The sequence below is a fragment of the Parazoarcus communis genome (assembly GCF_003111645.1).
GTDB classification, from domain to species: domain Bacteria; phylum Pseudomonadota; class Gammaproteobacteria; order Burkholderiales; family Rhodocyclaceae; genus Parazoarcus; species Parazoarcus communis_A.
The window spans coordinates 3,292,358-3,316,829 of record NZ_CP022187.1; the positions used below are offsets into that span (position 1 = coordinate 3,292,358).

The 24,472-nt window shown below is 63.1% G+C and carries 21 protein-coding genes; 19 read left to right on the forward strand and 2 right to left on the reverse strand.

Annotation, left to right across the window (positions count from 1 at the left end; genetic code table 11):
- Positions 1-36: 36 nt before the first annotated feature.
- Positions 37-564, reverse strand: coding sequence for an isopenicillin N synthase family oxygenase (locus CEW83_RS14960; protein WP_199915133.1), 528 nt, complete (start codon positions 562-564; stop codon positions 37-39).
- 242 nt (positions 565-806) lie between these two features.
- On the opposite strand from CEW83_RS14960, the gene CEW83_RS21095 reads away from it, so the two are divergent.
- A complete protein-coding gene (locus CEW83_RS21095; RefSeq protein ID WP_159099469.1) occupies positions 807-977 on the forward strand; it encodes a hypothetical protein in 171 nt (56 codons plus the stop codon).
- Positions 978-1,052: 75 nt separating this feature from the next.
- Here CEW83_RS21095 and leuA read toward each other — a convergent pair whose 3' ends face one another.
- Entirely contained in the window at positions 1,053-2,753 is a 1,701-nt protein-coding gene (gene leuA / locus CEW83_RS14965) for a 2-isopropylmalate synthase (protein ID WP_108950049.1), read from the reverse strand.
- Positions 2,754-3,063: 310 nt separating this feature from the next.
- Here leuA and CEW83_RS14970 point away from each other — a divergent pair, with 310 nt between their 5' ends.
- The 18 genes from CEW83_RS14970 (at position 3,064) to CEW83_RS15055 (ending at position 24,396) form a co-directional block, all read left to right on the forward strand.
- The gene (locus tag CEW83_RS14970; RefSeq protein WP_199915134.1) at positions 3,064-4,677 is read left to right on the forward strand and encodes a sigma-54 interaction domain-containing protein; all 1,614 of its coding nucleotides are present in this window, start codon (positions 3,064-3,066) and stop codon (positions 4,675-4,677) included.
- A gap of 263 nt (positions 4,678-4,940) precedes the next feature.
- The gene (locus CEW83_RS14975) at positions 4,941-5,495 is read left to right on the forward strand and encodes an OsmC family protein (protein WP_108950050.1); all 555 of its coding nucleotides are present in this window, start codon (positions 4,941-4,943) and stop codon (positions 5,493-5,495) included.
- A 44-nt stretch (positions 5,496-5,539) separates the two neighbouring features.
- Positions 5,540-6,682, forward strand: a complete 1,143-nt coding sequence (locus tag CEW83_RS14980) for an acyl-CoA dehydrogenase family protein (RefSeq protein WP_108950051.1) — start codon at positions 5,540-5,542, stop codon at positions 6,680-6,682.
- Positions 6,679-8,025: an FAD-dependent oxidoreductase gene (locus tag CEW83_RS14985; RefSeq protein WP_108950052.1), complete on the forward strand. Its 1,347-nt coding sequence runs from the start codon at positions 6,679-6,681 to the stop codon at positions 8,023-8,025. The genes CEW83_RS14980 and CEW83_RS14985 overlap by 4 nt, the downstream gene beginning before the upstream one ends.
- A 58-nt stretch (positions 8,026-8,083) precedes the next feature.
- Positions 8,084-9,466 (forward strand): CmpA/NrtA family ABC transporter substrate-binding protein, encoded by a 1,383-nt coding sequence (locus tag CEW83_RS14990; RefSeq protein WP_108950053.1) that lies wholly within the window; start codon positions 8,084-8,086, stop codon positions 9,464-9,466.
- A 139-nt stretch (positions 9,467-9,605) separates the two neighbouring features.
- Positions 9,606-10,448 (forward strand): nitrate ABC transporter permease, encoded by an 843-nt coding sequence (gene ntrB / locus CEW83_RS14995; RefSeq protein ID WP_108950054.1) that lies wholly within the window; start codon positions 9,606-9,608, stop codon positions 10,446-10,448.
- 4 nt (positions 10,449-10,452) lie between these two features.
- Entirely contained in the window at positions 10,453-11,382 is a 930-nt protein-coding gene (locus tag CEW83_RS15000; protein WP_108950055.1) for an ABC transporter ATP-binding protein, read from the forward strand.
- A 20-nt stretch (positions 11,383-11,402) separates the two neighbouring features.
- Positions 11,403-11,846, forward strand: coding sequence for a cyanase (cynS, locus tag CEW83_RS15005; RefSeq protein WP_108950056.1), 444 nt, complete (start codon positions 11,403-11,405; stop codon positions 11,844-11,846).
- A gap of 121 nt (positions 11,847-11,967) precedes the next feature.
- Positions 11,968-12,831 (forward strand): MBL fold metallo-hydrolase, encoded by an 864-nt coding sequence (locus tag CEW83_RS15010; RefSeq protein WP_108951448.1) that lies wholly within the window; start codon positions 11,968-11,970, stop codon positions 12,829-12,831.
- A 16-nt stretch (positions 12,832-12,847) separates the two neighbouring features.
- A complete protein-coding gene (locus CEW83_RS15015) occupies positions 12,848-13,492 on the forward strand; it encodes a class I SAM-dependent methyltransferase (protein ID WP_234418849.1) in 645 nt (214 codons plus the stop codon).
- Between the two features lie 109 nt (positions 13,493-13,601).
- Positions 13,602-14,078 (forward strand): Lrp/AsnC family transcriptional regulator, encoded by a 477-nt coding sequence (locus CEW83_RS15020; RefSeq protein WP_108950057.1) that lies wholly within the window; start codon positions 13,602-13,604, stop codon positions 14,076-14,078.
- Positions 14,079-14,190: 112 nt separating this feature from the next.
- Positions 14,191-14,595, forward strand: a complete 405-nt coding sequence (locus CEW83_RS15025) for a MerR family transcriptional regulator (protein ID WP_108950058.1) — start codon at positions 14,191-14,193, stop codon at positions 14,593-14,595.
- A 63-nt stretch (positions 14,596-14,658) separates the two neighbouring features.
- Positions 14,659-15,237 (forward strand): NAD(P)H-dependent oxidoreductase, encoded by a 579-nt coding sequence (locus tag CEW83_RS15030; RefSeq protein WP_108950059.1) that lies wholly within the window; start codon positions 14,659-14,661, stop codon positions 15,235-15,237.
- Positions 15,238-15,418: 181 nt separating this feature from the next.
- Entirely contained in the window at positions 15,419-16,243 is an 825-nt protein-coding gene (locus CEW83_RS15035) for an AraC family transcriptional regulator (protein ID WP_108950060.1), read from the forward strand.
- A gap of 78 nt (positions 16,244-16,321) precedes the next feature.
- On the forward strand, positions 16,322-17,272 hold the full coding sequence (locus tag CEW83_RS15040) for a DMT family transporter (RefSeq protein ID WP_108951450.1): 951 nt from the start codon (positions 16,322-16,324) through the stop codon (positions 17,270-17,272).
- Positions 17,273-17,394: 122 nt separating this feature from the next.
- On the forward strand, positions 17,395-19,539 hold the full coding sequence (locus CEW83_RS15045; protein ID WP_159099470.1) for a DctP family TRAP transporter solute-binding subunit: 2,145 nt from the start codon (positions 17,395-17,397) through the stop codon (positions 19,537-19,539).
- Between the two features lie 17 nt (positions 19,540-19,556).
- The gene (locus tag CEW83_RS15050) at positions 19,557-23,306 is read left to right on the forward strand and encodes a response regulator (RefSeq protein WP_108950062.1); all 3,750 of its coding nucleotides are present in this window, start codon (positions 19,557-19,559) and stop codon (positions 23,304-23,306) included.
- 1 nt (position 23,307) lies between these two features.
- Positions 23,308-24,396 (forward strand): HD-GYP domain-containing protein, encoded by a 1,089-nt coding sequence (locus CEW83_RS15055; protein ID WP_108950063.1) that lies wholly within the window; start codon positions 23,308-23,310, stop codon positions 24,394-24,396.
- Positions 24,397-24,472 lie beyond the last annotated feature (76 nt).

Below are 24,472 nucleotides of genomic sequence, written 5' to 3' on the forward strand. Positions count from 1 at the left end.
CCGTTCCCCTGCTGGGTTGCCCCGGTCAAAGCAGCGTCATTCGTAATCTACTGCCCAGATTGGGGTTAATCTTGGGAGTGTATTACGAACGGTGCATGGCTTCCGGCCATTTTCGAAACAGGGCTGGTACATTGGCTGCAGCCGCCGCCGGATCGGCCACACGCGTGAGGACCGTGTGCGGGCCGCGTGTGCGCTGGGAAATCCGTATTTCGCGAAGTTGGCGTTGATGTGCTGCTGCAGGTAGTCGCCCGCAGTGATTGGCGGGTGCATTCTGCCCGGCCCTTCGATGACGGCACTGCGATTGGCCTGGCAGAAGAAGGCAATGCTGTAGCGGTCGCCCTGATACTCATGCGGCTGTGGATTGCGCACACGATGGAAGTTCGACGGCAGCTGGTCGTCGCTCCAGCGCATCAGCATGTCGCCGATGTTGCAGGTGATCACGCCGGTCGCGGGTTCGACGGGCGTCCATTCCTGTGCGTCGGCTTCCTTGCCGGGACAGACCTGCAGGCCACCCTGGCCGTCCTGCTGGAACAGCAGCGTCAGGCAGTCGAAATCGGTCGGCATTGTGGCCCTCGACGGATGCGATCGACAGCTCGCCGCGGCGGCAAATCATGTCGAAGTACTTCAGGGCGCGCCCGCCGGGGACTGAATATGGGTACAAAAGCTGCTAGGAAAAGCCTGCTCGCCCGGCTGCAGGGGTTCAGCGGAGCCATTTTCCGCAGATCTGCACCAATCCGGGGCGGGTTCCCGAGCGCATCGCCATGCTTGGTGCGCGGTGTCCTTGTCTGTGAGACAGGAGGTCTCAAATGCGTCTGGAAATTCTGGAGCAGGTACAGCGCTGGTCGCAAGACTGGTTTTCGGCAGCGGAACGGGAGGCGGCGAGTGCGCGGCCATCCATGGAGGATGGCACGGTGGACCGCGAGGAGCAGCGTGACGACGCCCTGGCTTACTGGATGCCCTTGTTTCCACCCGGCTGATGCATCTGCCCGGGAGCGTCAGACCCGGGTTCCACCTTGCCCTTCAGCCGGCGGCAGAACCGCCGGCGTTCAGCTTCATGCAGCCTGCGCGACCGGGTTGCCGGCCGCAGCCGGGTCCAGCCGGTTCACACCGCTGACGATGGCGCGAATGGACGCGGTGACGATGTTGGTGTCGATGCCGACGCCATAGCAGTCGATGCCGCCGCTGGCGCCCGAGAGTTCGATGAAGGCGCAGGCTTGCGCGTTGCCGCCGTCCTCGCTCGGCGCCACCGAACGCTCCTCGAAACTGCGCACCTGAACGTCGATGCCGACGGTGCGCAAGGCATGCACTGCGGCATCGATCGGACCGTTGCCTTCACCGGCCAGCATGTGCCGCGTGCCACCGATCTCGACCACGAGGCGGATGCCCTGTGCCGCGCCATGCTCGAACAGGTGATGCTCGCAATAGCGCACCGGTGTGTCGGTCTCGAGATAGGTGTCCGAGAACAGCCCCCAGATGTCGGCTGCCGCCATTTCACCGCCGGTCGCATCGGTCACCTTCTGCACTTCGCGTGAAAACTCTACCTGCAGGCGACGCGGCATGGCGATGCCGTATTCGGTTTCGAGCAGGTAGGCGATGCCGCCCTTGCCCGACTGGCTATTGACCCGGATCACCGAGTCATAGCTGCGGCCGACATCGGCCGGGTCGATCGGGAGATAGGGTACGTTCCACGGGGCGCCGGCCTTTTGAGCAGCGAATCCCTTCTTGATGGCGTCCTGGTGGGAGCCTGAGAAGGCCGTGAATACGAGATCCCCCACATAGGGGTGGCGTGGGTGGATCGGGAGCTGGTTGCAGTACTCGACGGTGCGTGCAACCGCGTTGATATCGGAGAAATCGAGCCCCGGGTTGATGCCCTGGGTGTAGAGGTTGAGCGCGAGGGTGACGATGTCCACGTTGCCGGTGCGCTCGCCGTTGCCGAAGAGACAGCCTTCCACGCGGTCGGCGCCCGCCATGAGGCCGAGCTCGGCGGCGGCGACGCCCGTGCCGCGGTCGTTGTGCGGGTGCAGGCTGAGGATGACGCTGTCGCGACGGGCGAGATTGCGGTGCATCCACTCGATCTGGTCCGCATAGATATTGGGCGTGGCGACCTCGACCGTGGCCGGAAGATTGAGGATCACCTTGTTGTCGGGCGTCGCGCCCCACTCGGCCGTGACCGCATCGCACACCTCGACGGCGAAGTCGATCTCGGTGGCGGAGAAGGTTTCCGGGCTGTATTCGAGCACGAACTCGGTTTCCGGCTGCTCGGCGGCGAGCTGCTTGATCATGCGTACGGCCGATACGGCGAGCGCAATCACTTCGGGCTTGCTCATGCCGAACACGACGTCGCGGAAGGTCGGCGATGTCGCGTTATAGACGTGAATGATGGCGCGCGGCGCGCCGCGCACCGACTCCATGGTGCGGCGGATGAGGTCTTCACGTGCCTGGGTGAGCACTTCGATGGTGACGTCGGCGGGAATGTGACCGCCCTCGACGAGCTGACGCACGAAGTCGAAGTCGGTTTGCGAGGCCGAAGGGAAGCCAACCTCGATCTCCTTGAAGCCGATCTCGCACACGGTGCGGAACATGCGCATCTTGCGCTCGACATTCATCGGCTCGAACAGGGCCTGGTTTCCGTCGCGCAGGTCGGTGCTCATCCAGATCGGCGCCTTGTCGATGACGCGGTTCGGCCACTGACGGTCGGCGAGCCGGATCGGTGCAAAGGGACGGTACTTGGTGGCTGGATCCTGCAACATCATGGCGTGTTCCTCGATCTGTCTGAGCCCTGAGGCGATAGGGAGAATCTTACGCAGGAGTACGCGGCAGACGATTGCAAGTTCAGCACAAAATCAGATTGAATGGAGAATAATATTGCGTTGAAAGTCGTTTAGTTGGCAGATTATCCATTCAGGAAGCGATTCACTGATTTTCCGCGTGTCAAATCGTCTGTGCGCGTGTGATTTCGTTCGTGATGACAAATCGATTTACGCACTTTCTGCGACGTTGTCCGCTCCTTCCTGTCCGGCCAGGGCATTGGCTTGAGGCGTGCAGCCGTGTTAGAACCTACTGATGGAGCAAGCACAGCCTACCGAGTCCGATCCGGACAGTTCCCCCTCGTTCTGGCGCGAACAGGAGATGCTGCTGATGCAGCAGGTCATGGGCCTCGTCGGGAAGAGCCTTTCGCCCGATGTCGTCTTGCGCGAGACCCTGCACTTGCTGTCGGAACTGCTCGGCCTCAACCGCGGGCGAATCGTCCTGCTCGACGATGACGGCAAATCGAGCCGGATTCGCTACGCCTATGGCCTGACCCGGCATGAGGTCGAGCGCGGGCGCTATCTGCCCGGGGAAGGTGTCACCGGGGCGGTGCTGGCGCACGGTCAGCTCATCATCGTGCAGGACATCGATCGTGACGAGAACTTCCTCGGGCGTGCGGTCGAGCGTGAGAATCTCCCTTCAGGACCGGTCTCCTTCATTGCCTTGCCCATCCGCATCGAACAGAAAACCATTGGCGTGCTCGCCTGTCACCGCATTCGCACGCGCAGCCGCGCGCTTGCCGACGACCTCTCGATTCTGCGCATCCTGGCCACGCTGGCCGGGCAGTTGCTGCAGTTGCAGGCGATGCTCGAGGCCAAGACCCGCGAGCTTGAGCAGCAGAACCAGATCCTGATTCATGCCCTCGAGCACGAGACCGCCCGCTACGGCATCATCGGCACGTCACCGCCCCTGCTGCGGGCCATTTCCGAGCTGGAGAAGGTGTCGGATTCGACCGCGAGCGTGCTGCTGCTGGGTGAATCGGGCACGGGCAAGGAACTGTTTGCGCGAGCCCTGCATCTTGCAAGTCCGCGCCGCGACGCGCCCTTCATCAAGGTGAATTGCGCGGCGATCCCCGATACCTTGTTCGAGTCCGAACTGTTTGGCTACGAGCGTGGCGCATTTACCGGCGCCAGCACGAACCGCGAGGGGCTGTTCGAGCAGGCGAACCGGGGCACGATCTTTCTCGACGAGATCGGCGAACTTCCGCTCCCGATGCAGGGCAAACTGCTGCGTACCCTGCAGGAGGGCACGATCACCCATCTTGGCGGCAAGCGCGAGATCCGCATTGACGTCCGCCTGGTGGTGGCGACGAACCGCGATCTCGAAATGGAGGTGGCCCGCGGGCTGTTCCGGCAGGATCTCTACTATCGCCTGAACGTGATCCCCATCCGGCTGCCTTCACTGGCTGAGCGCAAGAGCGATATCCATGCCCTTGCGCTCAATTTCATGAGCCGGGCCAACCAGGCCAACCAGCGCAGCGTGAACCTGACCCAGGAGGCGATTGCGCGGCTGGAAGCGTACTCGTGGCCGGGCAATATCCGCGAACTGGCGAACCTGATCGAGCGCATCGTGCTGCTGGCCGAGAAGCCGATCGTGGGTCTTGCCGACATCGAGAAATTCATGCCCAGCGGCGAAGCAGCGTCGGCAGCGAAGGCGCTGGCCGAGTCCGCACCGGGTGCAGGGGCAGCGGCGAATCCGGGCACGTTTCCGAACGTTCGCCCCTATGCGCCCGCAGGATCGCACTCTGCCGCCGAGTTGCGCCAGGCGCTCGCTCAGTGCGGGGGCAACAAGTCGCGAGCGGCACAGGTGCTGGGCATGACTGCGCGCCAGTTTGCCTATCGCTGGCAGAAACTGGCGCTGGATGCGTGATGGTTCCGAGCGGAGGCGCAGCTATCGCCCTGGCCTGAAGTGTCTACAAAATGTCGACATTGTTAACAATGTCAGTGGCTGTGATCGGATATCCAGATGATGACGATCACATCAAGTCGCCTCTTGTATTGATAAAAATCAATGTTTTAAGAAGTTTGCTGTTCTTCTGGCACGGTCGTTGCAAAAGGGATGTCGAGTCCATCGAATTTGCGATGAACCGAGTGCGGTAGCAAATCCGCCGTCCAATTCCCCAGGAGAACGCCTTGACGACCACGACCCTCAACCCCCAAACCGTCAAAACCCAGCTTCGCCCGATCGATCGCGACGGGCTGTTGAAATTCGCCGCTTCGGGTCGCGAGAACCCCGAGCGCCGCGGTACCAACAAGGTTCATACCGTGATGCAGGGCCAGTTCCGCTCGTGGAGTTTTGTCGGGATCCATAACCCGGTGGTGGTCGATGAGCCCCTGCACCTGTTCGGCGAGAACACCGCTCCGGCACCGGGCGAAATCGTCCTCTCCGCGCTCGGTGGCTGTCTCAGCGTCGGCATCACGGCGGTGGCCACCCATCGTGAGGTCAAGCTGTCGCGCCTCGAGGTCTTTCTCGAAGCCGATATCGGCAATACGGCCGCCTGGGGTGCCGGCGGCGCGGAACGCAAGCCCGAAGAGATGGGTTTCCAGGACATCCGGGTCAAGGTCGTGATCGAGGGCGACGCCAGCCGCGAAGAGCTCGACGACATCGTCAAGCATGCGAACTACTACTCGCCGGTCGCGAACACGATGCGCAACCCGATTCCTTTCACCATCGGCCTGGCCGACTGAGGGCCCCACGCCTCGTCCTGCCAGCCTTAACCGGAGAAAAAGCCATGAATCCTGCCGATGAAAGCCAATCTGTGTTCGAACCGTCGTGGACCGATGCACAGGTCATGGAACGCGTGACTGCGGTTGCAAACGGTCCGTTGTCCGATGCGGCGTACCGTATCGATCACGAAGGCCACTATCCGCTCGAGATCATGGCCTCACTCGGCCGGGCCGGGGCGTTTGGCGCCCACCTTGAAGACAGCGGATGCCGCTATGGCCTCGCCATCGACGCGATGCGCGCAATCAGCCGCAGCTGCGGATCGACCGGGTTCCTGACCTGGGCTCACGATGTATGTGGCCTGTACATGGAGCAGTCGGGCAATCCGGCGCTGACTGGCGAGATGCTGCGCGCTCACACGCTCGGCGAGACCTTCGGCGGGACGGCACTCTCCAACCCGATGAAGGCGCTCGCCGGCATCGAGAAGATGCTGCTGCGTGCCACCAAGGTGGCCGGTGGCTACCGGGTGAGCGGCGCGCTGCCCTGGGTCAGCCACATTGCCCCGGGGCAGTACTGTGGCGCGATTGCAGCGGTCTATCGTGACGACGGCAGCCGTTCGCACGAGATCATGTTCATGCTGCGTTGCACCGAAGACGTCGTGCTGCGCGCGTGTCCGGAGTTTTCGGGCATGGAGGGCACGAGCACCTGGGGTGTCCGTCTCGACAATCTCTTTGTTGGCGAAGACGACATGATCGCCGACCCCGCCAAGCCCTTCATCGCCCGCATCCGGGCAGCCTTCGTGCTGCTTCAGGCCGGTATCGCGGTGGGGGTGGCGCAGGGCAGTATCGATTCGATGAGGGAGGTGGAGCCGCTGCTTGGGCATGTGAACAGCTTCCTGCACGACCGCCCCGATCAACTGCAGGCCGAGTTCGACGAGCTTGGCGCGCGGGTGGCGAAGCTTGCGCTGACGCCCTACGACGGGAGCAAGGACTATCTTCTCGATGTGCTCGACGCCCGCACCCAGGGTGCCGAGTTCGCGCTGCGCGCATCGCAGTCCGCCCTCATGCATCAGGGCGCGCGCGGCTACCTGATGAGTTCAGCACCTCAGCGCCGCATCCGCGAGGCGCACTTCGTTGCCATCGTGACCCCCGCGATCAAGCATCTGCGCTGGGAGATGGATCGTCTGTCGCGCGAGGAGATGCCGGCATGAGCGCATCGACATCCGCGTGGAAGCAATTCATCTGCCGCGCCTGCGGCCTGATCTACGACGAAGAAAAGGGAGACCCCGATAGCGGGCTGGCGCCCGGAACCCGCTTCGAGGACATCCCCGACGATTGGGAGTGTCCGCTGTGCGGGGTCATGAAGAACGATTTCGAGCCGTACGCCGGACTCGAGATGGAAAGCCCGGCATGTGCATCCGTCGCGGTCTCCCGCACTGCGGGTGTCGTCATCGTCGGTGCCGGCATTGCCGGCTGGTCGGTTGCGGAGGCGGTTCGCGCGCTTGATCCCGAAATCGGAATCACGCTGGTGAGTGCCTGTCACGCCGATCGCTATCACAAGCCGGAGCTCTCGATTGCGCTGAGCCGGGGGTATGAACCTGAAGATCTGGTGCGCGAAAGTGCTGCCGCTGCGGCCGCGCGTCTGGGTGTGCGCTTGCTGGCCGACACCTGCGTGGTCGGCCTGTCGCCCGCGCTGCACCAGCTGCGGACGTCCCGTGGAACGCTGCAATTCACGAAACTGGTGCTTGCACAGGGCGCGCGTCCTGCGTTGCCTGCCGCCCTGCCTGCCGATGTGTGCTGGCGGGTCAACAACCTTGCGGGCTGGTCGGGGCTGCGCGCCAGGCTGGTATCGGGAAAGCGCCGTGTTGCAATCGTCGGCGCCGGGATGGTGGGTTGCGAACTTGCAGAAGACTTTGCCCGTGCCGGCCACGCCGTGACCTTGCTCGACCTGCAGGCCACGCCGCTGGCGGCCTTGCTGCCGCCGCTCGCCGGCGAGCGCCTGCGCCTGAGTCTTGAAGCGCTTGGTGTCGAATTCATTGGATCGGCGCAGGTCGCTTCGGTCACCCCTGCGGCGGATGGCAGCAAGCACATCGTCACTGCCGGCGGCCTCCGCATCGACGCCGACGAGGTTGTCGCGGCCACCGGCCTGGTCACCGAAGACCGCATTGCGCGCGCTGCAGGGCTCGAGTTCGAGCGCGGCATCGTGGTTGATCCGGTCAGCATGCAAACCAGTGCCAGCGACGTGTATGCGCTGGGCGACTGCGTCAGCCTGTCCGGCATGCCCTGCCGCTTCATCGAACCGATCGCGAAACAGGCCGCCGCCATTGCGCATGACCTGCTTGGCCGTCAGCACCCGGGCTATGCGCATGTTCAACCCGTGATACGGCTCAAAACCAAATCGCTTCCGGTCGTGGTGCATGGCTTGCCCTGCGCGGACGGGGAGTGGGTGGTGGTCGAGGAAACCGCCGACATGTTGCGCATGAACCAGCGACGCAACGGTGAGGTGGTGGCAAGGCTGGAGGCAGGTAGTCTGCGCCAGCGCCTTGCTGCCTGACGCCGCCAGCATTCGAACGACAACAGATTTTTCCCTTCCAGAGAAAAGGTGCCCAGCCATGAAAGACGAAAACCTCTATCGCCCCTATGCGGCCGATGTCGCACTCGGTCGCTGCTCCTGTGGTCAGCATGGCAGCCAGCACGAACATGATGCCGAAGCGGCACGCGCGCGCAGCCTGCGCGGCGAGAAGGCCGAAAGCCTCTCCACCGATTTTGTTGAAGCCGCGCTGGTGCGTGCGCTGTTCCCGCAGGACGCGACCCGTCGCCGGTTCCTGAAGGCGGTTGGCGCCAATGCGGCGATGGCCGCGATTGCCAGCATGATGCCGATTTCCGACCTCCAGGCCATGACGCTGGAGAAGGCCGGGCCGCTGGAGAAGAAGGATCTGACGGTGGGCTTCCTGCCCATCACCTGCGCGACGCCGATCATCTTTGCCGGCGCCGCCGACTTCTATGGTCGTGAAGGGCTGAACGTCACGCTGCAGAAGACGGCAGGCTGGGCGATTGTGCGCGACAAGGTGCTGGCGAAGGAATTCGACGCATCGCACATGCTGTCGCCAATGCCGCTGGCGATCTCGCTCGGTGCAGGCTCGACCGCGGCACCGATGGTGATGCCGGTGATGGAGAACATCAACGGCAACGCCATCACCCTCCATGTGAAGCACAAGAACAATCGCGACCCCCGCAACTGGAAGGGCATGAAGTTCGCGATCCCGTTCGATTACTCGATGCACAACTTCCTGCTGCGTCACTACTTTGCCGCCCATGGCCTGGACCCGGACAAGGATGTGCAACTGCGCGTGATGGCGCCGCCCGACATGGTTGCGAACATGCGCTCCGGAAACCTCGACGGCTTCATCGTCGCCGAGCCGTTCAACCAGCGTGCGGTCTATGAGAAGGTCGGCTTCATTCACCTGCTGACGAGCCAGATCTGGGACAACCACCCGTGCTGCGCCTTCGCCGCGACCGAGGATTTCGTCAACCAGAACCCCAACACCTTCGCAGCGCTCGTGCGCTCGATCATCCGTGCCACCGCATACGTCAACAAGGCCGAGAACCGCAAGGGCGTGGCCGAGATGATCGCGCCGGCGAACTATCTCAACCAGCCGCAGACCGTCGTGGAGCAGGTGCTGGTGGGGCGCTATGCCGATGGTCTGGGGCGTGTGCTCAGCGAGCCCAACCGGATTGCGTTCGACCCCTTCCCCTGGCATTCGATGGGGGTGTGGATGCTGACGCAGATGAAGCGCTGGGGCTACATCAAGGGCGACGTGAATTACCAGGACATCGCCGAGCGCGTGTATCTCGCCACCGATGCGAAGAAGCGCATGGCCGAGCTTGGGCTGGAGGCGCCGGCGCAGACCTACAAGAAGCACATGATTCTGGGCAAGGAGTTCGATCCTGCGCAGCCCGAGGCCTACCTGAAAGGCCTTTCAGCCGGGGCGTGAGGCCGGACCCACTCCATAACAGAGAGACCATCATGTCAGCCAGTTCGCAACGACTCAACATCCGCCCGGATGCGCCGGAACTGTCCCGTCAGCACGGATGGGCAGACGTCCTTTCACCCTGTGGCAAGGGGGTGCGGCCATGAACAAGCACCTGCCTATTCGTGCCGCACTGCTGTCGCTCGTGCTCTTTGCCTGCTTCATTGGCATCTGGCATTACGCGACGCTGCCGTCGGACAACGTAGCGGTGTCCGCCGCCGACGCGGAATACGCCGCCCTGATGGGGCAAGGCGCGGGCAAGGCCGAGGGCTTTCCGACGCCGTCGGCGGTCGGGCGCACCTTCGTGCATTTCCTGTCCGACCCCTTCTACGACAATGGCCCCAACGACAAGGGGATCGGCATCCAGATCGCCTACTCGCTGATGCGCGTCGGCGCGGGATTCTTCCTCGCCACGCTGGTGGCCCTGCCGCTTGGATTCATCATCGGCATGTCGCCGTTGATGACGCGGGCGCTCAACCCCTTCATCCAGGTACTCAAGCCGATCTCGCCGCTGGCGTGGATGCCGCTGGCGCTGTACGTGCTGAAGGACTCCGACGTATCGGGCATCTTCGTCATCTTCATCTGCTCGATGTGGCCGATGCTGCTCAACACCGCGTTCGGTGTCGCGTCGGTGCGGCGCGACTGGATCAACGTGGCGCGCACGCTCGAAGTGGGGCCGATGCGCAAGGCCTTCCAGGTCATCCTGCCGGCGGCAGCGCCGACCATCCTGACCGGCATGCGCATCTCGATGGGCATTGCCTGGATCGTCATCGTCGCAGCCGAGATGCTGGTCGGCGGAACGGGGGTCGGCTATTTCGTGTGGAACGAGTGGAACAACCTCGCCCTGCCTAACGTGATCTTTGCAATCACCATGATCGGCCTCGTCGGCATGCTGCTCGACTTCGCTTTCGGTGTGTTGCAGAAGATGGTCACCTACCGGGACTGATGCCATGACCAATCATTATCTCAGCGTGGAAGGCCTCAAAAAGGCCTATCCGACCAGTGACGGAAAGATCGGTACGCCGGTTTTCGAAGACATTCATTTTTCCATCGAAAAGGGCGAGTTTGTCTGCATCATCGGACATTCGGGTTGCGGCAAGACGACGATCCTGAATGTGCTTGCCGGCCTCGAGGAAGCTTCGGGCGGCGTGGTCATCATGAATGGCCGCGAGGTCAAGGGGCCGAGCCTGGACCGTGGGGTGGTGTTCCAGAGCCACGCCCTGATGCCCTGGATGTCGGTGCTCGGTAACGTGGCGTTTGCGGTGAAGTCGAAGTGGCCGGACTGGTCGAAGGCGAAGATCGCAGCACACTGCACCGAATACCTCGAAATGGTCGGGCTCGGGCATGCCATTCACAAGCAGCCGGCCGAACTGTCCGGGGGCATGAAGCAGCGCGTAGGCATCGCCCGCGCGTTTGCGATCCAGCCCAAGATGCTGCTGCTCGACGAGCCCTTCGGCGCACTCGATGCACTGACCCGCGGCACCATTCAGGACGAGTTGCTGAAGGTCGTGCAGGCCACGCACCAGACCGTTTTCATGATCACCCACGATGTGGACGAAGCCATCCTGCTCGCCGACAAGGTGATCCTGATGAGCAACGGTCCCCTGGCGAAGGTTGCCGAGATCGTCGAGATCACGATGCCGCGCACCCGCACCCGCGCCGAAATGCATCACGACCCGCAGTACTACCGGATTCGCAATCACCTGGTCGACTTCCTCGTCAATCGATCGAAGGACTATGCAGGTGGCGGCGAGCTCGCCCAGTACGACCCGAAACACCCGCCCGTGGTGCGCCCGGGGCTGGCCGAGGAGCAACAGGGCGCACTGGCGCCCGAATCCGCACGTCCGGCCCCGCAGCTCAAGAAAGTTGTTAATCAGTAGTTTCCTCAAGGAGAGATCACATGAACCGCAATGACGTTACCGAAATGATCGTGGCCGCCAAGATTGCCAAGGGCATCAAGTGGGCGGATGTGGCCGTAAAGATCGGTCTGGCAAAGGAGTGGGTCACCTCGGCCTGTCTGGGGCAGATGGCGTTCACCGCGGAACAGGCCGCAATCGTTGCCGACACCTTCGCGCTGCCGCCCGAGGCCATTCCCGTGCTGCAGGCCGTGCCCTACAAGGGTTCGCTGCCCACCGCCGTGCCGACCGATCCGCTGATCTACCGTTTCTACGAACTGATCAGCGTGTATGGCACGACTTTCAAGGAGCTCATCCACGAAGAGTTCGGTGACGGCATCATGTCCGCGATCGATTTCAAGATGGATCTGCAGCGCGAGCCCCACCCCGCCGGTGACCGCGTCAGCATCACCATGTCCGGCAAGTTCCTGCCGTACAAGACCTACTGACCAACGCCTGTTCGCGGAGCGGATCGGTGGTGCGGATCACGTGCCACCGATCCGCTCGTTCGCCTTCGATCCGTCGGCCCTGGGCCGTGCCCATCTCCCTTCAATCACCAGGACATTCTTCGTGAAGCCACTGGCAGAGCCATTCTTCGACGCCGCATCGGGTACGTTCAGCTACGTCGTGTACGCCGGTGTCGGCAGCGAATGCGCCATCATCGATCCGGTGCTTGGATTCGATCCGGTTTCGGGGCGCACCTCCACCAGCGGCGCCGACCGGATCATCGACTTCGTGCGCGCCCGCGCGCTGAAGGTCGAGTGGCTGCTCGAAACGCATGCGCATGCCGACCATCTGTCTGCCGCGGCCTATCTGCGCAGCATCGTCGGCGGCAAGGTGGGCATCAGCGCCCGTATTCGCGAGGTTCAGCAGGTGTTTCGCGACGTCTATGATCTGGGGGCGGGATTCAGCTGCGAGGGCACGCAGTTCGATCACCTCTTTGCGGCGGACGAGTGCTTCAGCATCGGTGCGCTTCCGGCGCAGGCGCTGCATGTGCCCGGACACACGCCAGCCGACATCGCTTACCGGGTCGGCGACGACACGGTGTTCGTCGGCGATACGCTGTTCATGCCCGATGTCGGCACGGCACGATGCGATTTTCCGGGGGGCGATGCCGCCACCCTGTACCGCTCCATCAGCCGTCTGCTGTCGTTGCCTGCCAGTACTCGCCTGTACCTGTGCCATGACTACCCGACGGCAGGGCGCGAGGCATGCAGCCTCAGCAGCGTGGCGCAGCAGCGGGCACAGAACATTCATGTCAGGGATGGCATCACCGAGCCGGCGTTCATTGCCATGAGAACGCAGCGCGACGCCACGCTGGATCTGCCGCAGCTGATGCTGCCCGCGATACAGGTGAATGTCCGCGCAGGCAAGCTGCCGGCCCCGGGGAGCAACGGGGTGCGCTACCTGAAAATCCCGCTCGATCTGATCTAACACGGACAGGTGATCAATGGCTCAGTCAATGCAATCCCGGGCGCACTGGGAGAAGGTCTACTCGGACGTTCCCGCCCAAGGCGTGAGCTGGTTTCAGGACCACGCGCTGCGTTCCCTTCGCCTCATCCGCGAGACCGGCCTGCCGCGATCGGCAGCGGTGCTGGATGTCGGCGGCGGAGCGTCGACGCTGGTCGACGATTTGCTGCGGGAGGGCTATTCGGCACTCACCGTGCTTGATCTCTCGGAAGCGGCGCTTGCGGTCGCCAGGGCACGGCTCGGCGCGTCTGCGCACGCGATCAACTGGGTGGCGGCGGATATCACGAACGCCGATCTGCCCAGTCATTCCATCGACATCTGGCACGACCGCGCGGTTTTTCATTTCCTGACCACGGCGCAGGAGCGCCGCGCCTATATCGAGACGGTATTGCGGGTGGTGAAGCCGGATGGCCATGTGATCGTCGCGACCTTTGCCGAAGATGGGCCAACCAAGTGCAGCGGGCTGCCGGTGATGCGCTACAGCGCCAGTGAATTGCATGCCACGTTCGGCGCACCGTTCGAACTGCTCGCACATGAACGGGAGGCACACGCGACGCCCTCGGGTGCGGTTCAGCAGTTCGTCTACTGTCACTGCCGCCGAACGCGATCTGCCGAGAGGGTGTGATCCCGGCTGAGCCGCAGTTGGCCGGGCCGGTCATTTTTACGCCATCCACTGCATTGAGCTCGGGTTTGATGCAAGAATCTGCCGATTGAAACGCGATCGGAGACATTGCATGCAGCTCGACCGCTACGACCGCCAGATCCTCGAGGTGTTGCAGGACGAAGGCCGTATCAGCAATCAGGACCTTGCCGACCGCATCAGCCTGTCGCCTTCGTCCTGTCTGCGCCGGGTGCGCACGCTGGAAGAGTCCGGCCTGGTCACCGGCTATCGCGCCATGCTCGATGCGCGCAAGCTCGGCCTGTCGCTGATGGCGCTGATCTACATTTCGATGGACCGCCATACGCCAGAGCGCTTCGTCAATTTCGAGTCGCAGGTTGCAGCCATCCCCGAGGTCCTAGAGTGCCTGCTGATTACCGGTCAGGAAGCCGACTATCAGCTCAAGGTGGTGGTGGCCGACATGGACGCCTACCAGGAGCTGCTGCTCAACCGCCTGACCCGCATTGCGGGCGTGACGGGCGTGCACTCGAGCTTCGTCCTGCGCCGGGTGATCGACAAGACTGCGCTTCCATTGGGGCCGGGGGCGACGTGAGTCGTCGCGGGCCACCCGGACCGCAGTTGCTAACACTGGCTGGCATGCATGTGACAGCGATCTGGAATCATTCGGAGCCGCAAGGCTACGTGACGGGTAGGGGAGCAGGGGTATGTACATCGGGGAGCTTGCGAAACGGACAGGGGCATCGCCCAAGGCGATTCGACACTATGAGGCGCTTGGCCTTCTCGGCACAGTGCCGCGCGCGGGGACTTATCGGCTGTACTCGATGGATCACGCCCGCCAGATCCTCCTGATCCGTCAGGCGCTCTCGCTTGGCCTGCGCCTGGCCGATGTACTCCCTGTTCTGGGGGCGTCCCGTGGCGCGCCCAACTGGAGCGGCCTACTCGACCGAATCGGGCGGCGTCAGGCGCTCCTGCGCGAGGAGATCGAACGCCTGCGCGGCTTCGATCTCAAGCTGAGTGAAATCGCAGTCGAGATCCGCGCCTGTCTTCAACGCGATTCCGAGTTTGGCGACTGCGGCGTGCCAGCAATGGATCGCAGCGAAGCTGCTTGACCCTGCCCCTTGGGGCAAGGTTCAGGATGGTGGTCCGATTAGCTTGCGCAAAAGGGATACAAAATGGGAAAACGCGTGCTGGTCATTCTGGGCCATCCTTCGAACGACAGCTTTTGCGCGGGGCTCGCAAAGGCCTATATCGAGTCCGCCAGCGCGGCCGGCCATGAGGTGCGTCACTTGCGTCTGGGCGAGCTTGAGTTCGACCCCATCCTGCATGAGGGGTACAAGCGCGTGCAGGTGCTCGAGCCCGATCTGGTCGAGGCACAGGCCGCGATCGAGTGGGCGGAGCATCTCTGTGTAGTCTGTCCTGTGTGGTGGGGAAGTGTACCGGCGTTGCTCAAGGGCTTTCTGGACCGTGTGTTCTTGCCGGGATTTGCTTTCAGCTACAGGGCCGGAGCGATATTCCCGGATCAACTCCTAAAAGGCAGGTCGGCCGATATCATCGTCACGATGGATACGCCGCCGTGGTATTTCAAGTGGGGCTACCGCATGCCGGCGATTCACCAACTGCGTAAGACCACGCTTGAGTTCTGTGGCATCCGCCCCGTGCGAGTGAGAGCGTTTGGGGCGCTTCGCGACGCCAGCGAGGCGCAGCGTCAGCAATGGCTGAGCAGTGCGCGGGGGCTTGCTGAGCGGATCTAGGCAAGCGGTTCCAATAGTGGTGTCAACGAATGCCTCGATGTTGCCGAGTAGCCTGGCCGCGCGGAAGCAACTGAAACTGCGCCTCACCGGTGTCCCGTAAGGCAACGTTCCAACTCTATTCTGCCGCCTGGACCGGGCGTGACCTGAGTGGCGTTTTGCGCGGTCGTGCTATGTTCAGGCGATGGAAGGTGTGCCGACAAAATTTGACGATCTGCGCGATGCCGCAGAGTTCCGGCGTCCAGCGCAGTTCGACGGCGTCGAGTGCTATCGCGCGCATATCGTGCGACACGCCTTTGAGCCGCATGCGCATGACGGGTTCGGGCTGGGCGCGATCGAATCCGGTGTTGAGCGTTTCCGCTACCGCGGTGGCGAGCACCTGGCGCCCCCCGGGTCGCTGGTGCTGATGAATCCCGGCGAACTGCATACGGGGCGTGCCGAAACCGAAGGCGGATGGCGCTACCGGATGATCTATGTCGACGCGGCCGTGGTGGAGACGATCACCGGTGAAACGGGATGGTGGTTCCGCGATGCGGTGTTCCACGACGCGACGACGGCGGCTCGGGTTGGAACGCTGCTCGATTCCCTGTGGCGCGCAGATGAGACGCTCGAGGCGGATGGTCTGATGCTCGATCTGCTGGGGGCATTCCGGCGCCACGCCAAGGTGTCGCAGCCATTGCCCGCCGAAGGTGCGCCACGTTTTGCCCGCGTGATCGACTTTCTGCACGCGAACCTGGACGCCCGGGTTTCGCTCGCCGAGCTTGCCGCTGTGGCCGATCTGAGCCCTTATCATTTTCTGCGAAGTTTCCAGGCCTGCTACCACGTGAGTCCGCACCAGATGTTGATGGCGCTGCGGCTGGCCGAGGCCAAGCGCCTGCTGGCGACCGGCGTGACTGCTGCCCAGGTGGCAGTGACGGTCGGCCTGTCCGATCAGGCGCATCTGACGCGCGCCTTTTCGCGCCGCTACGGGGTGACGCCGGCGAAATATCAGCGCCAGGTGCGGTGCTGAGCAAACCGCAATCCGATACAAGACGCATGCACTCGAAAGCGGGACACTGCCGCAATTCATTGAAGCGGAATGCTCCTCATGTGGCTCGGTGTCCTGTACGCCCTCGGCGCAGGTTTGTTGTGGGGTCTGGTATTTGTCGGCCCCATGCTGCTGGAGGAATACCCTCCGGCCTTGCAGGTGGTGGGGCGTTATCTAGCCTTTGGTCTGATTGCACTGCCACTGGCGTGGATTGACCGCCGGGGGCTGGCGCGGCTGACGCGTGCCGACTGGAAGGATGCGCTCAAGCTGGCGGCGATCGGCAACCTTCTTTACTACTTCTTTCTGTCCAGTGCGATTCAGCGCGCCGGCGGCCCCTTGCCGACGATGCTGATCGGCACCTTGCCGGTGGTGATCGCCATCGTGTCGAACCTGCGTAACGGCGATCGGGACGGGCGCCTGCCGTGGTCGCGACTGGCCTTGCCCCTGCTGGTGATCGCCGTCGGGATTGCCTGTGTCAATCAGGTGGAGTTGAACGCATTGCGGGCGGACGCCGATGCCGACACCGGGCGCTACATCGTGGGGGGCGTGCTCGGCCTGGGCGCGGTGGTGTGCTGGACCTGGTATCCGATCCGCAATGCGGACTGGCTGCGCGAGCATCCCGACCGCAGCCCGCGCGTATGGGCGACGGCTCAGGGACTGGCCACGCTGCCGCTGGCGCTGGGGGGCGCCGTGCTGCTGTGGGGTGGAATGGCGCTTTCCGACAGCAGCTTTCCGATGCCGCTCGGGCCGCGACCGGCCTTCTTTCTTGGTCTGATGCTCGCGATTGCGCTGCTCGCTTCCTGGCTCGGCACGCTGTGCTGGAATCAGGCCAGCCAGCGTCTGCCCACGGCAATGGTGGGCCAGCTGATCGTGTTCGAAACCCTTGCTGCGCTGAGCTACGCCTTCATCCTGCGCGACGTCTGGCCGGAGCCGCTGACACTGGCCGGCATTGCCTTGCTGATTGCCGGGGTGGTGGCGGCCGTTCGTGTGCGTCCTCAGTACCCTGGCTGATCGAATGCACTGCGTGAGAATGTTCCCGCGACTGTTATACATAAGGTGATAACCTTGGCGCTGATAGGGATTTTGTCGGGCGAGATGCGGTGTGCATGTGTCGTCCCGGCCGGAGTGGTGTCATGTTCAAGAGTCCTGTTGCAGCCGTCATCGGGCTGATCCTGTTGATCGCGTTGTTCCTTGCTACATCGCTGGTGTACCGCGACGAGTCCGAACCCGTCTTGAGCAATGACGCGGCTCCTGCCGCAATCGATGTGCTGCGTTTCGGACACAACATTCCCGAAGACAGTGCCTTGCATCAGGCGGCGGCGCGCTTTGCAGCGCTTGTTGCCGAGCGAAGCGGCGGACAGCTGCAGGTGGAGGTCTTTCCCGCCCAGCAGCTCGGCACCGACGATCAGATGCTGGAGATGGCGCGTCGTGGCGAACTCGACATCCTGCTGACCCCGACAGCCAAGGTGAGCGTGTCCTTGCCGGCCCTGCAGTACGCAGACCTGCCATTCTATTTTCCTGCGCGTGAAGACCTGTACGACATGCTCGACGGCGAGCCTGGTCGAATTCTGCTCGGGAAGTTGCGCGACATTGATCTGATCGGCGTCACCTTCTGGGAAAACGGATTCAAGCATTTCACTGCAAACAGGCCGCTGCGCAGCCCTGCCGATTTTGAAGGCATGAATATCCGAATCATGAAGAGCCGCCTGCTGATGGAACAGTTCCATGCCTTCGGGGCGCATTCGATTCCGATCGACTTTCATGCGACCCGCCAGGCGCTGGCCGATCAGGCTGTGGATGGCCAGGAGAATCCCCTGGTGGCGATCGTCAGCATGGGCCTGCACGATGTGCAGTCGCACCTGACCTTGAGCAGCCACGGGTATCTGGGATACATCTTCATGATCAGTGCGCAGGTGTTTGACCGCCTGTCCGCAAGCGAACAGGCGCTGTTGATCGACACCGCGCGCGAGTTGACGCCCTGGGAGCGCGCCGAAACCCATCGACGCGAGGAGGCGCTGCTCGAGACCATTCGGCTGTCGGGTGTCTCGATCCACCAGCTGACCGCACAGGAGCGTGCACAGTTTGCGGCTGCGACCGAGCACATTCCGGGCATTTTCGAGGAGGTGATCGGCGCCGATGTGCTGTCCCTGTCCGAGGAGCTGCTCGATCGCAAGTATGGTCGCGGTGATGAAATTGTGGTTGGGCTGGATGCCGATCTCTCGCAGGAGTGTCGCAGCGCCGGTCTGGGCTTCAGGCGCGGGGCGGCATTGGCGATCGACGAGATCAACGCTGCCGGCGGCGTGCTGGGCAGGAAGCTGAAACTGATTGCACGCGATCACAAGGGTTTGCCAAGCCTGGGCGTGAGCGACATGGAATATTTCGCTTCCCGTCCGGATGTAGTCGGTGTGCTTGGCGGCGTGCAGGCCAGCGTCGCGGTGGCACAAGGCGATGTCGTGCGCCGCGCCGGCTTGCCCTTCGTCGTGCCCTGGGCGGCTGCCGAGGAGGTGATTGCCCAGGATCGCGCGGGCGATCCGGTATTTCGCGTGTCTGCTTCCGATACGCTGGTTGCACCTTTCGTGATTGAGCACGTACTGCGCCATGGCAAGCGGCCGGCCATTCTGTTCGAGAACTCATTGTGGGGACGCGGCAACCTTGAGTCGATGCGCGCGCAGCTCAAGCAGCGGGGACTCGATTTCGTGGTGGCAGAGAGTTTCAATCGCGGAGAGACCAATTTCGAGCTGGAGCTGTCCCGGGTGGAACAGGGGGGCGCAGACGTGCTGATGATGATCGCTGCGCCCGATGAGGGAGGGCGGATCGTGAAGCGCCTGGCCGAGCGTGGCATGCTGACGCGCGTCGTGTCGCACTGGGGCATCAGCTGCGGCGATTTCTGGGGCGACAACAGCGATGCTTTGGCAAAGGTGGATCTCAGCTTCTTCCAGACCTTCACCTTTATCGGCAACAGCCGAGCCGCAAGCCGGGCGCTGGAGCAGCGCTACCGTGCCCGTTACGCGCTGGACCGGAACCAGGATGTTCCGGTGCCGCAGGCTGTTGCGCAGGCGTATGACAGCGTGCATCTGCTCGCGCTGGCAGTTCAGCAGGCAGGGACGACCGAGCATGCCGCGGTGCAACGCGCACTCGAATCCCTGCCACCCTTCGAGGGCGCGGTGCGACGGTATGCGCCGGCCTTCTCGCCCCGGCGCCACGACGCAATGGGGGTTGAGAACTTTCATATGGCACGTTACGCGAGCAATGGTGCAATCGTGCGTGCCGAGCACTGATCCGGACACACGCCGCGATGGATACTGAACGTTCCGCTTCGTCTTCCGGCGCGCACCACGGGCGCAGTCTCAAGCGCCGTCTGGTGCTGCAGGTTGCTGGCTTCGTGGCTGCGACCATGATTCTGGCGACCGCGCTCGTCGCGGTGCTGCTCGACGGCAACATCGAGCATCAGATGCAGCAAACGCTCCAGGGCGCGGGAAGGTCGACGCAGGCACTGCTGGAGCAGCGGATCGCGTATCTGGTCGAGAACACTGAGCGCCTTGCCGACAACCAGCTCGTCGTCAACGGCCTCGTCGATGCGCAGGGGCGCAGCACCTACCTGCCGAAGCTGACGGAAAACTTTGCCGAAGGGCGCGATGTAGCGGTGTTTTCGCTGGTCGATTTCGACGGCCGGCCGGTGTTCCAGACCGATAGCGGCGTCGTCGATTACAACGCCTCGCGCGAATTGCGCAGCGCGCTGGCGCTCGGAACCCGGGCCCTGTTCATACGGCCGGAAGCCGACCGTCTGGTGGTGGCCATACCCATCTACTTCTACAAGACCGTGCAGGGTGCAGTTGTCGTCGAGTTCGATCTTGGCGCAATCGGCAGGCGCAATCAGGTCGACCTTCCACAAGCGTATTTTCGTCTGATTGATGGTGAGCGTGAGCTGATCGCATTCAATCACGTTGAAGGCCCGTCCTACATCAGCCAGCGCTTCCGGCCCGACGCACGGACTCCCCTGCTGCGTGACCTTGGGCTGGAGGTTGAGGTCGGTGTGCCCGAATCCGTCCGCAACACGGCGGTCTGGGCGGTCACGCAGCGCCTGTTGCTGCTGGGGGGCGTGCTGACCCTGATCGCGGTCTTTGTCTCGGCGTGGATCGGAAACTCCATCGCGCGTCCGATTCTTGAGCTCTACCGGCGCGTGACCTCCAACGAAGCGGCTGAGGCGCTTGGCGCTCCGCTGGGCACGGGTGACGAGCTCGAGGCGCTGGCGCGCGGATTTGCCGAACGCACTGCCGAACTGAGCAAGATACAGGGCGAACTCGAGACGAGAGTCGTCGAGCGCACGGCAGAGCTGTCGGCTACGACCGAGGCACTTTCCGAGAGCAGGACCATCCTCGAGCGCGCGCAGGAGATGACGCATCTGGGGAGCTGGGTGTGGACGCGCAAGGACGACCGGCAGCAGTGGTCGGAAGAGCTGTTTCGCATTTTCGGCTTCGAACCGGACGCAGTCGCACCGACCTGGGCGCGCTTTCTGGATGCGGTGGATCCGGACGACAGGAAGAGGGTGCGTTCAGCGCTCGAGAGCGCGTGGCACGATCCGTCACGACGGCTGCAGTTCGAACACCGGATCGTGCAGGTGGGGACGGGCGGGCGCCGGTATGTCGAACAGATCGTACAGGTCGTGTCCGACGATGCTGGCCGGCCCGTTCGCATGCTGGGTGCGATGCTCGATATCACGGCCCGCAAGGAGGGTGAAATCGAGCTCGAGAAGGCCCGGCAGGCGGCAGATGCGGCGAATGAGGCCAAGTCCGACTTCCTGGCCAACATGAGCCATGAGATCCGTACTCCGCTGAATGTCGTCACCGGCATGGTGCATCTGGTGCTCGAGTCCGAGCTCACGCCGCGCCAGCGCAACTATCTGGTCAGGGTGCAGCGTTCTGCAGGGTCGCTGCTGGGGCTGATCAATGACATTCTCGACTTTTCCAAGATCGAGGCACGCAGGCTGGAGCTCGAGGAAGTGCCGTTCAGTCTGCAGGATGTGCTCACCGATTTTGCCAACGTGGTGGGCCTCAAGGCCGAGCAGAAGGGCCTGGAACTGCTGCTGGACGTTCGGCCCGATGTGCCGCAGCAGCTTGCTGGCGATCCGCTGCGAATTGGCCAGGTGCTCACCAATCTGGGCTACAACGCGGTGAAATTCACCGAGTCTGGCGAGGTCGTGCTCAAGGTTGAGGTGCTATCCCGTGAGCCCGGGCTGCCTGAAGCCGGCGACACCGGCGTCGCAGCGCACGCGCAGAGGGCAACATTCAGGTTTTCCGTCCGCGACACCGGGATTGGCATCAGCCCGGCGCAGCAGCTCCAGCTCTTCAAGCACTTTACGCAGGCTGACACCTCCACGACACGCCGCTTTGGCGGAACCGGGCTGGGCCTGGCGATCTCGAAGAACCTGGTCGAGATGATGGGTGGGCATATCGGTGTGCACAGCGTGGAAGGGCAGGGCAGTGAGTTCCACTTCACGATCTCGCTGCCCTGCCGGGCCGATGCCGTGGATGAGCGCTTGCAGCCGGTCGACGACCTCAAGGGCATGCGCGTGCTGATCGTCGATGACAACAGCAGTGCGCGGGATATTCTGAGCGCCATGCTTACGCTGCTGAGCTTCAGGGTTCGCACCGCCGCAAGCGGCAAACAGGCCCTTGCCGAGATCGACGCCGCGTGCCGGGATGGCACGCCGTATGGTCTGGTACTCATGGACTGGGTGATGCCCGGCATGGATGGGCTGGAATGTACGCGCCGTATCCGTGCCGAATGGCCTCATGCGCAGCAGCCAAAAGTGATCATGGTCACCGCGCGTGATCCTGGCGAAGTGCCGGCGGACGCCGCAGCGGACGAGGTGATCGCAAAGCCGGTGACGCCGTCGTCGCTGCTTGACGCCATTCAGCGTGTCCACGGGTACAAGGTGCCGCTGCGCGCCCATCGGGCGATGCGTGATGCCGAGAACAGGGCGGTGATCGAACGTCTGCGCGGCGCGCATGTGCTGGTGGTGGAAGACAATGAGCTCAACCAGGAGCTTGCAACCGATCTCCTGACCAACGCGCGGATTTCCACCCGCATCGCCAACAATGGGCGCGAGGCGCTGGATTGGCTGGGGCGTGAAGCGTTCGATGGCGTGCTGATGGATCTGCAAATGCCGGTGATGGATGGTTTCCAGGCGACTCGGGCGATTCGCTCGGACCCGCGATGGAAGGACTTGCCTGTCATTGCGATGACGGCGGATGTCATGGCAGGCGATCGCGAGAAGGCGATTGGCGTGGGGATGAACGACCAGATCGACAAGCCGCTCGATGTGGCCAAGATGTTCATGACGATGGCCAGGTGGATTCATCCGCAGGTTCGCGTCGGTGCGGGGATGGATGTCAGGCCTGGCGGCGAGGTGCGCGAAGCCTTTCCGGTGAACCTGCCTGGCATTGATGCGGCGGCGGGCCTGGCCGTGTCGAATGGCGACGAGCGCACGTACCGCAAACTGCTGCGGCTTTTCCTGCAGGGGCAGCAAGACTTCGTTGCGCGATTCCGCGCTGCGCTCGCCGACAAGGACCCTGCGACGGCAACGCGCCTGGCCCATTCCCTGAAGAGTGTGTCGGCCTCAATCGGCGCGACCGTGCTCGCAGCCGATGCGACGACGCTCGAGATGGCCTGCAGGCATGCAGCGCAGCGGGATCGCATCGAACGCTGTGTTGGCGCGGTCGAGCGCACGCTGTCGGAAGTCCTCGATGGCCTGGGCCGGCTTGAGCCGGTGCCGGATGCCCCCGCAGCGCCGTTGGACCGGGACGCGCTGCAGGTGCATCTTGACCGCTTGCGTCAGCTGCTGGCGACCAGCAATACCGATGCGGTCGAAGAGCTGGATGCGTTGCAGGCGGGGCTCGGATCCGGCATTGGGCCTCTGGCGCGACTGGACGAGTGCGTTCGGGCGTTCGACTTTGAAAGCGCCTTGCCCGTACTCGACGAACTGGCCGATGCCCTGGATCACCGATTCGGGTTACGCTATCAGGTCACGTTGAAAAGCACATGAAATGACCATCGAATGCACGGACAAGCAGAGCGTTCTGGTTGTTGACGACACCCCGGAGAACATCGAACTGCTGCGCCAGTTGCTGCGCGCGGATTACGTCGTGCACGCCGCCGTGTCGGGCAGGAAAGGGCTGGAGATCGCCCATGCCTCGCCCCAGCCGGACATCATTCTGCTGGATGTCATGATGCCGGACATGGACGGGTACGAGGTCTGCCGCAGACTTAAAAGTGATTCGGCGACCGCGCACATTCCCGTGGTTTTCATTACCGCGCTCGATCAGACCGGCGACGAAGCCAATGGGCTCGCGCTGGGCGCGGTGGATTACATCCGCAAACCGTTCGAGCCGGTGGTGGTGAAAGCGCGGGTGCGCAACCACCTGGCGCTCAAGCGCTACGAACGGGGACTCGAAGCGCTCGTCCAGGCACGCACCGCAGAACTGACCCTGACCCAGCAGGTCACGATCGAGGCCCTTGCAACGCTGGCTGAATACCGCGATTCGGAAACCGGCGGCCATATCAAGCGGACACAGCGCTATGTCCGGGTGCTTGCCGAGTACCTGAGCCAACTCGATGGCTATCGCACGTTCCTCGACGAGGAGACCATCGATCTGCTCTTTCGCTGCGCGCCCCTGCATGATATTGGCAAGGTCGCCGTGCGCGATGTGATCCTCCTTAAGCCGGGCGCGCTCACGCCCCCAGAGTTCGAGGAGATGAAGCAGCATGTCCTGTACGGCAGCAAGGCACTTGAGGTGGCCGAGGAGCGCCTCGGCACCAGTTCATTTCTGGGCCTTGCGCGCGAACTGATCCTGAGTCATCACGAGCGCTGGGATGGAACGGGCTACCCGCGCGGTCTGCAGGGTGAGCAGATACCCTTGCCGGGGCGTTTGATGGCGGTGGCCGATGTCTATGATGCATTGATCAGCCGACGGGTGTACAAGCCCGCTTTTACCCATGATCGTGCTGCGGAGATCATCAGGGACGGTCGGGGCAGGCATTTCGATCCGGCAATCGTGGATGCCTTCCTTGCCGTGGAAGACGCGTTCAAGCGCATTGCCAATGAGTTTTCCGACGACACATCAAACCCGGACTGAGCATACGACAGCGCTGCACGAAGTTGCGGAACCCGTCTCGTCACGAAGCATAAAACCATGTTTAAAAATGGTTATT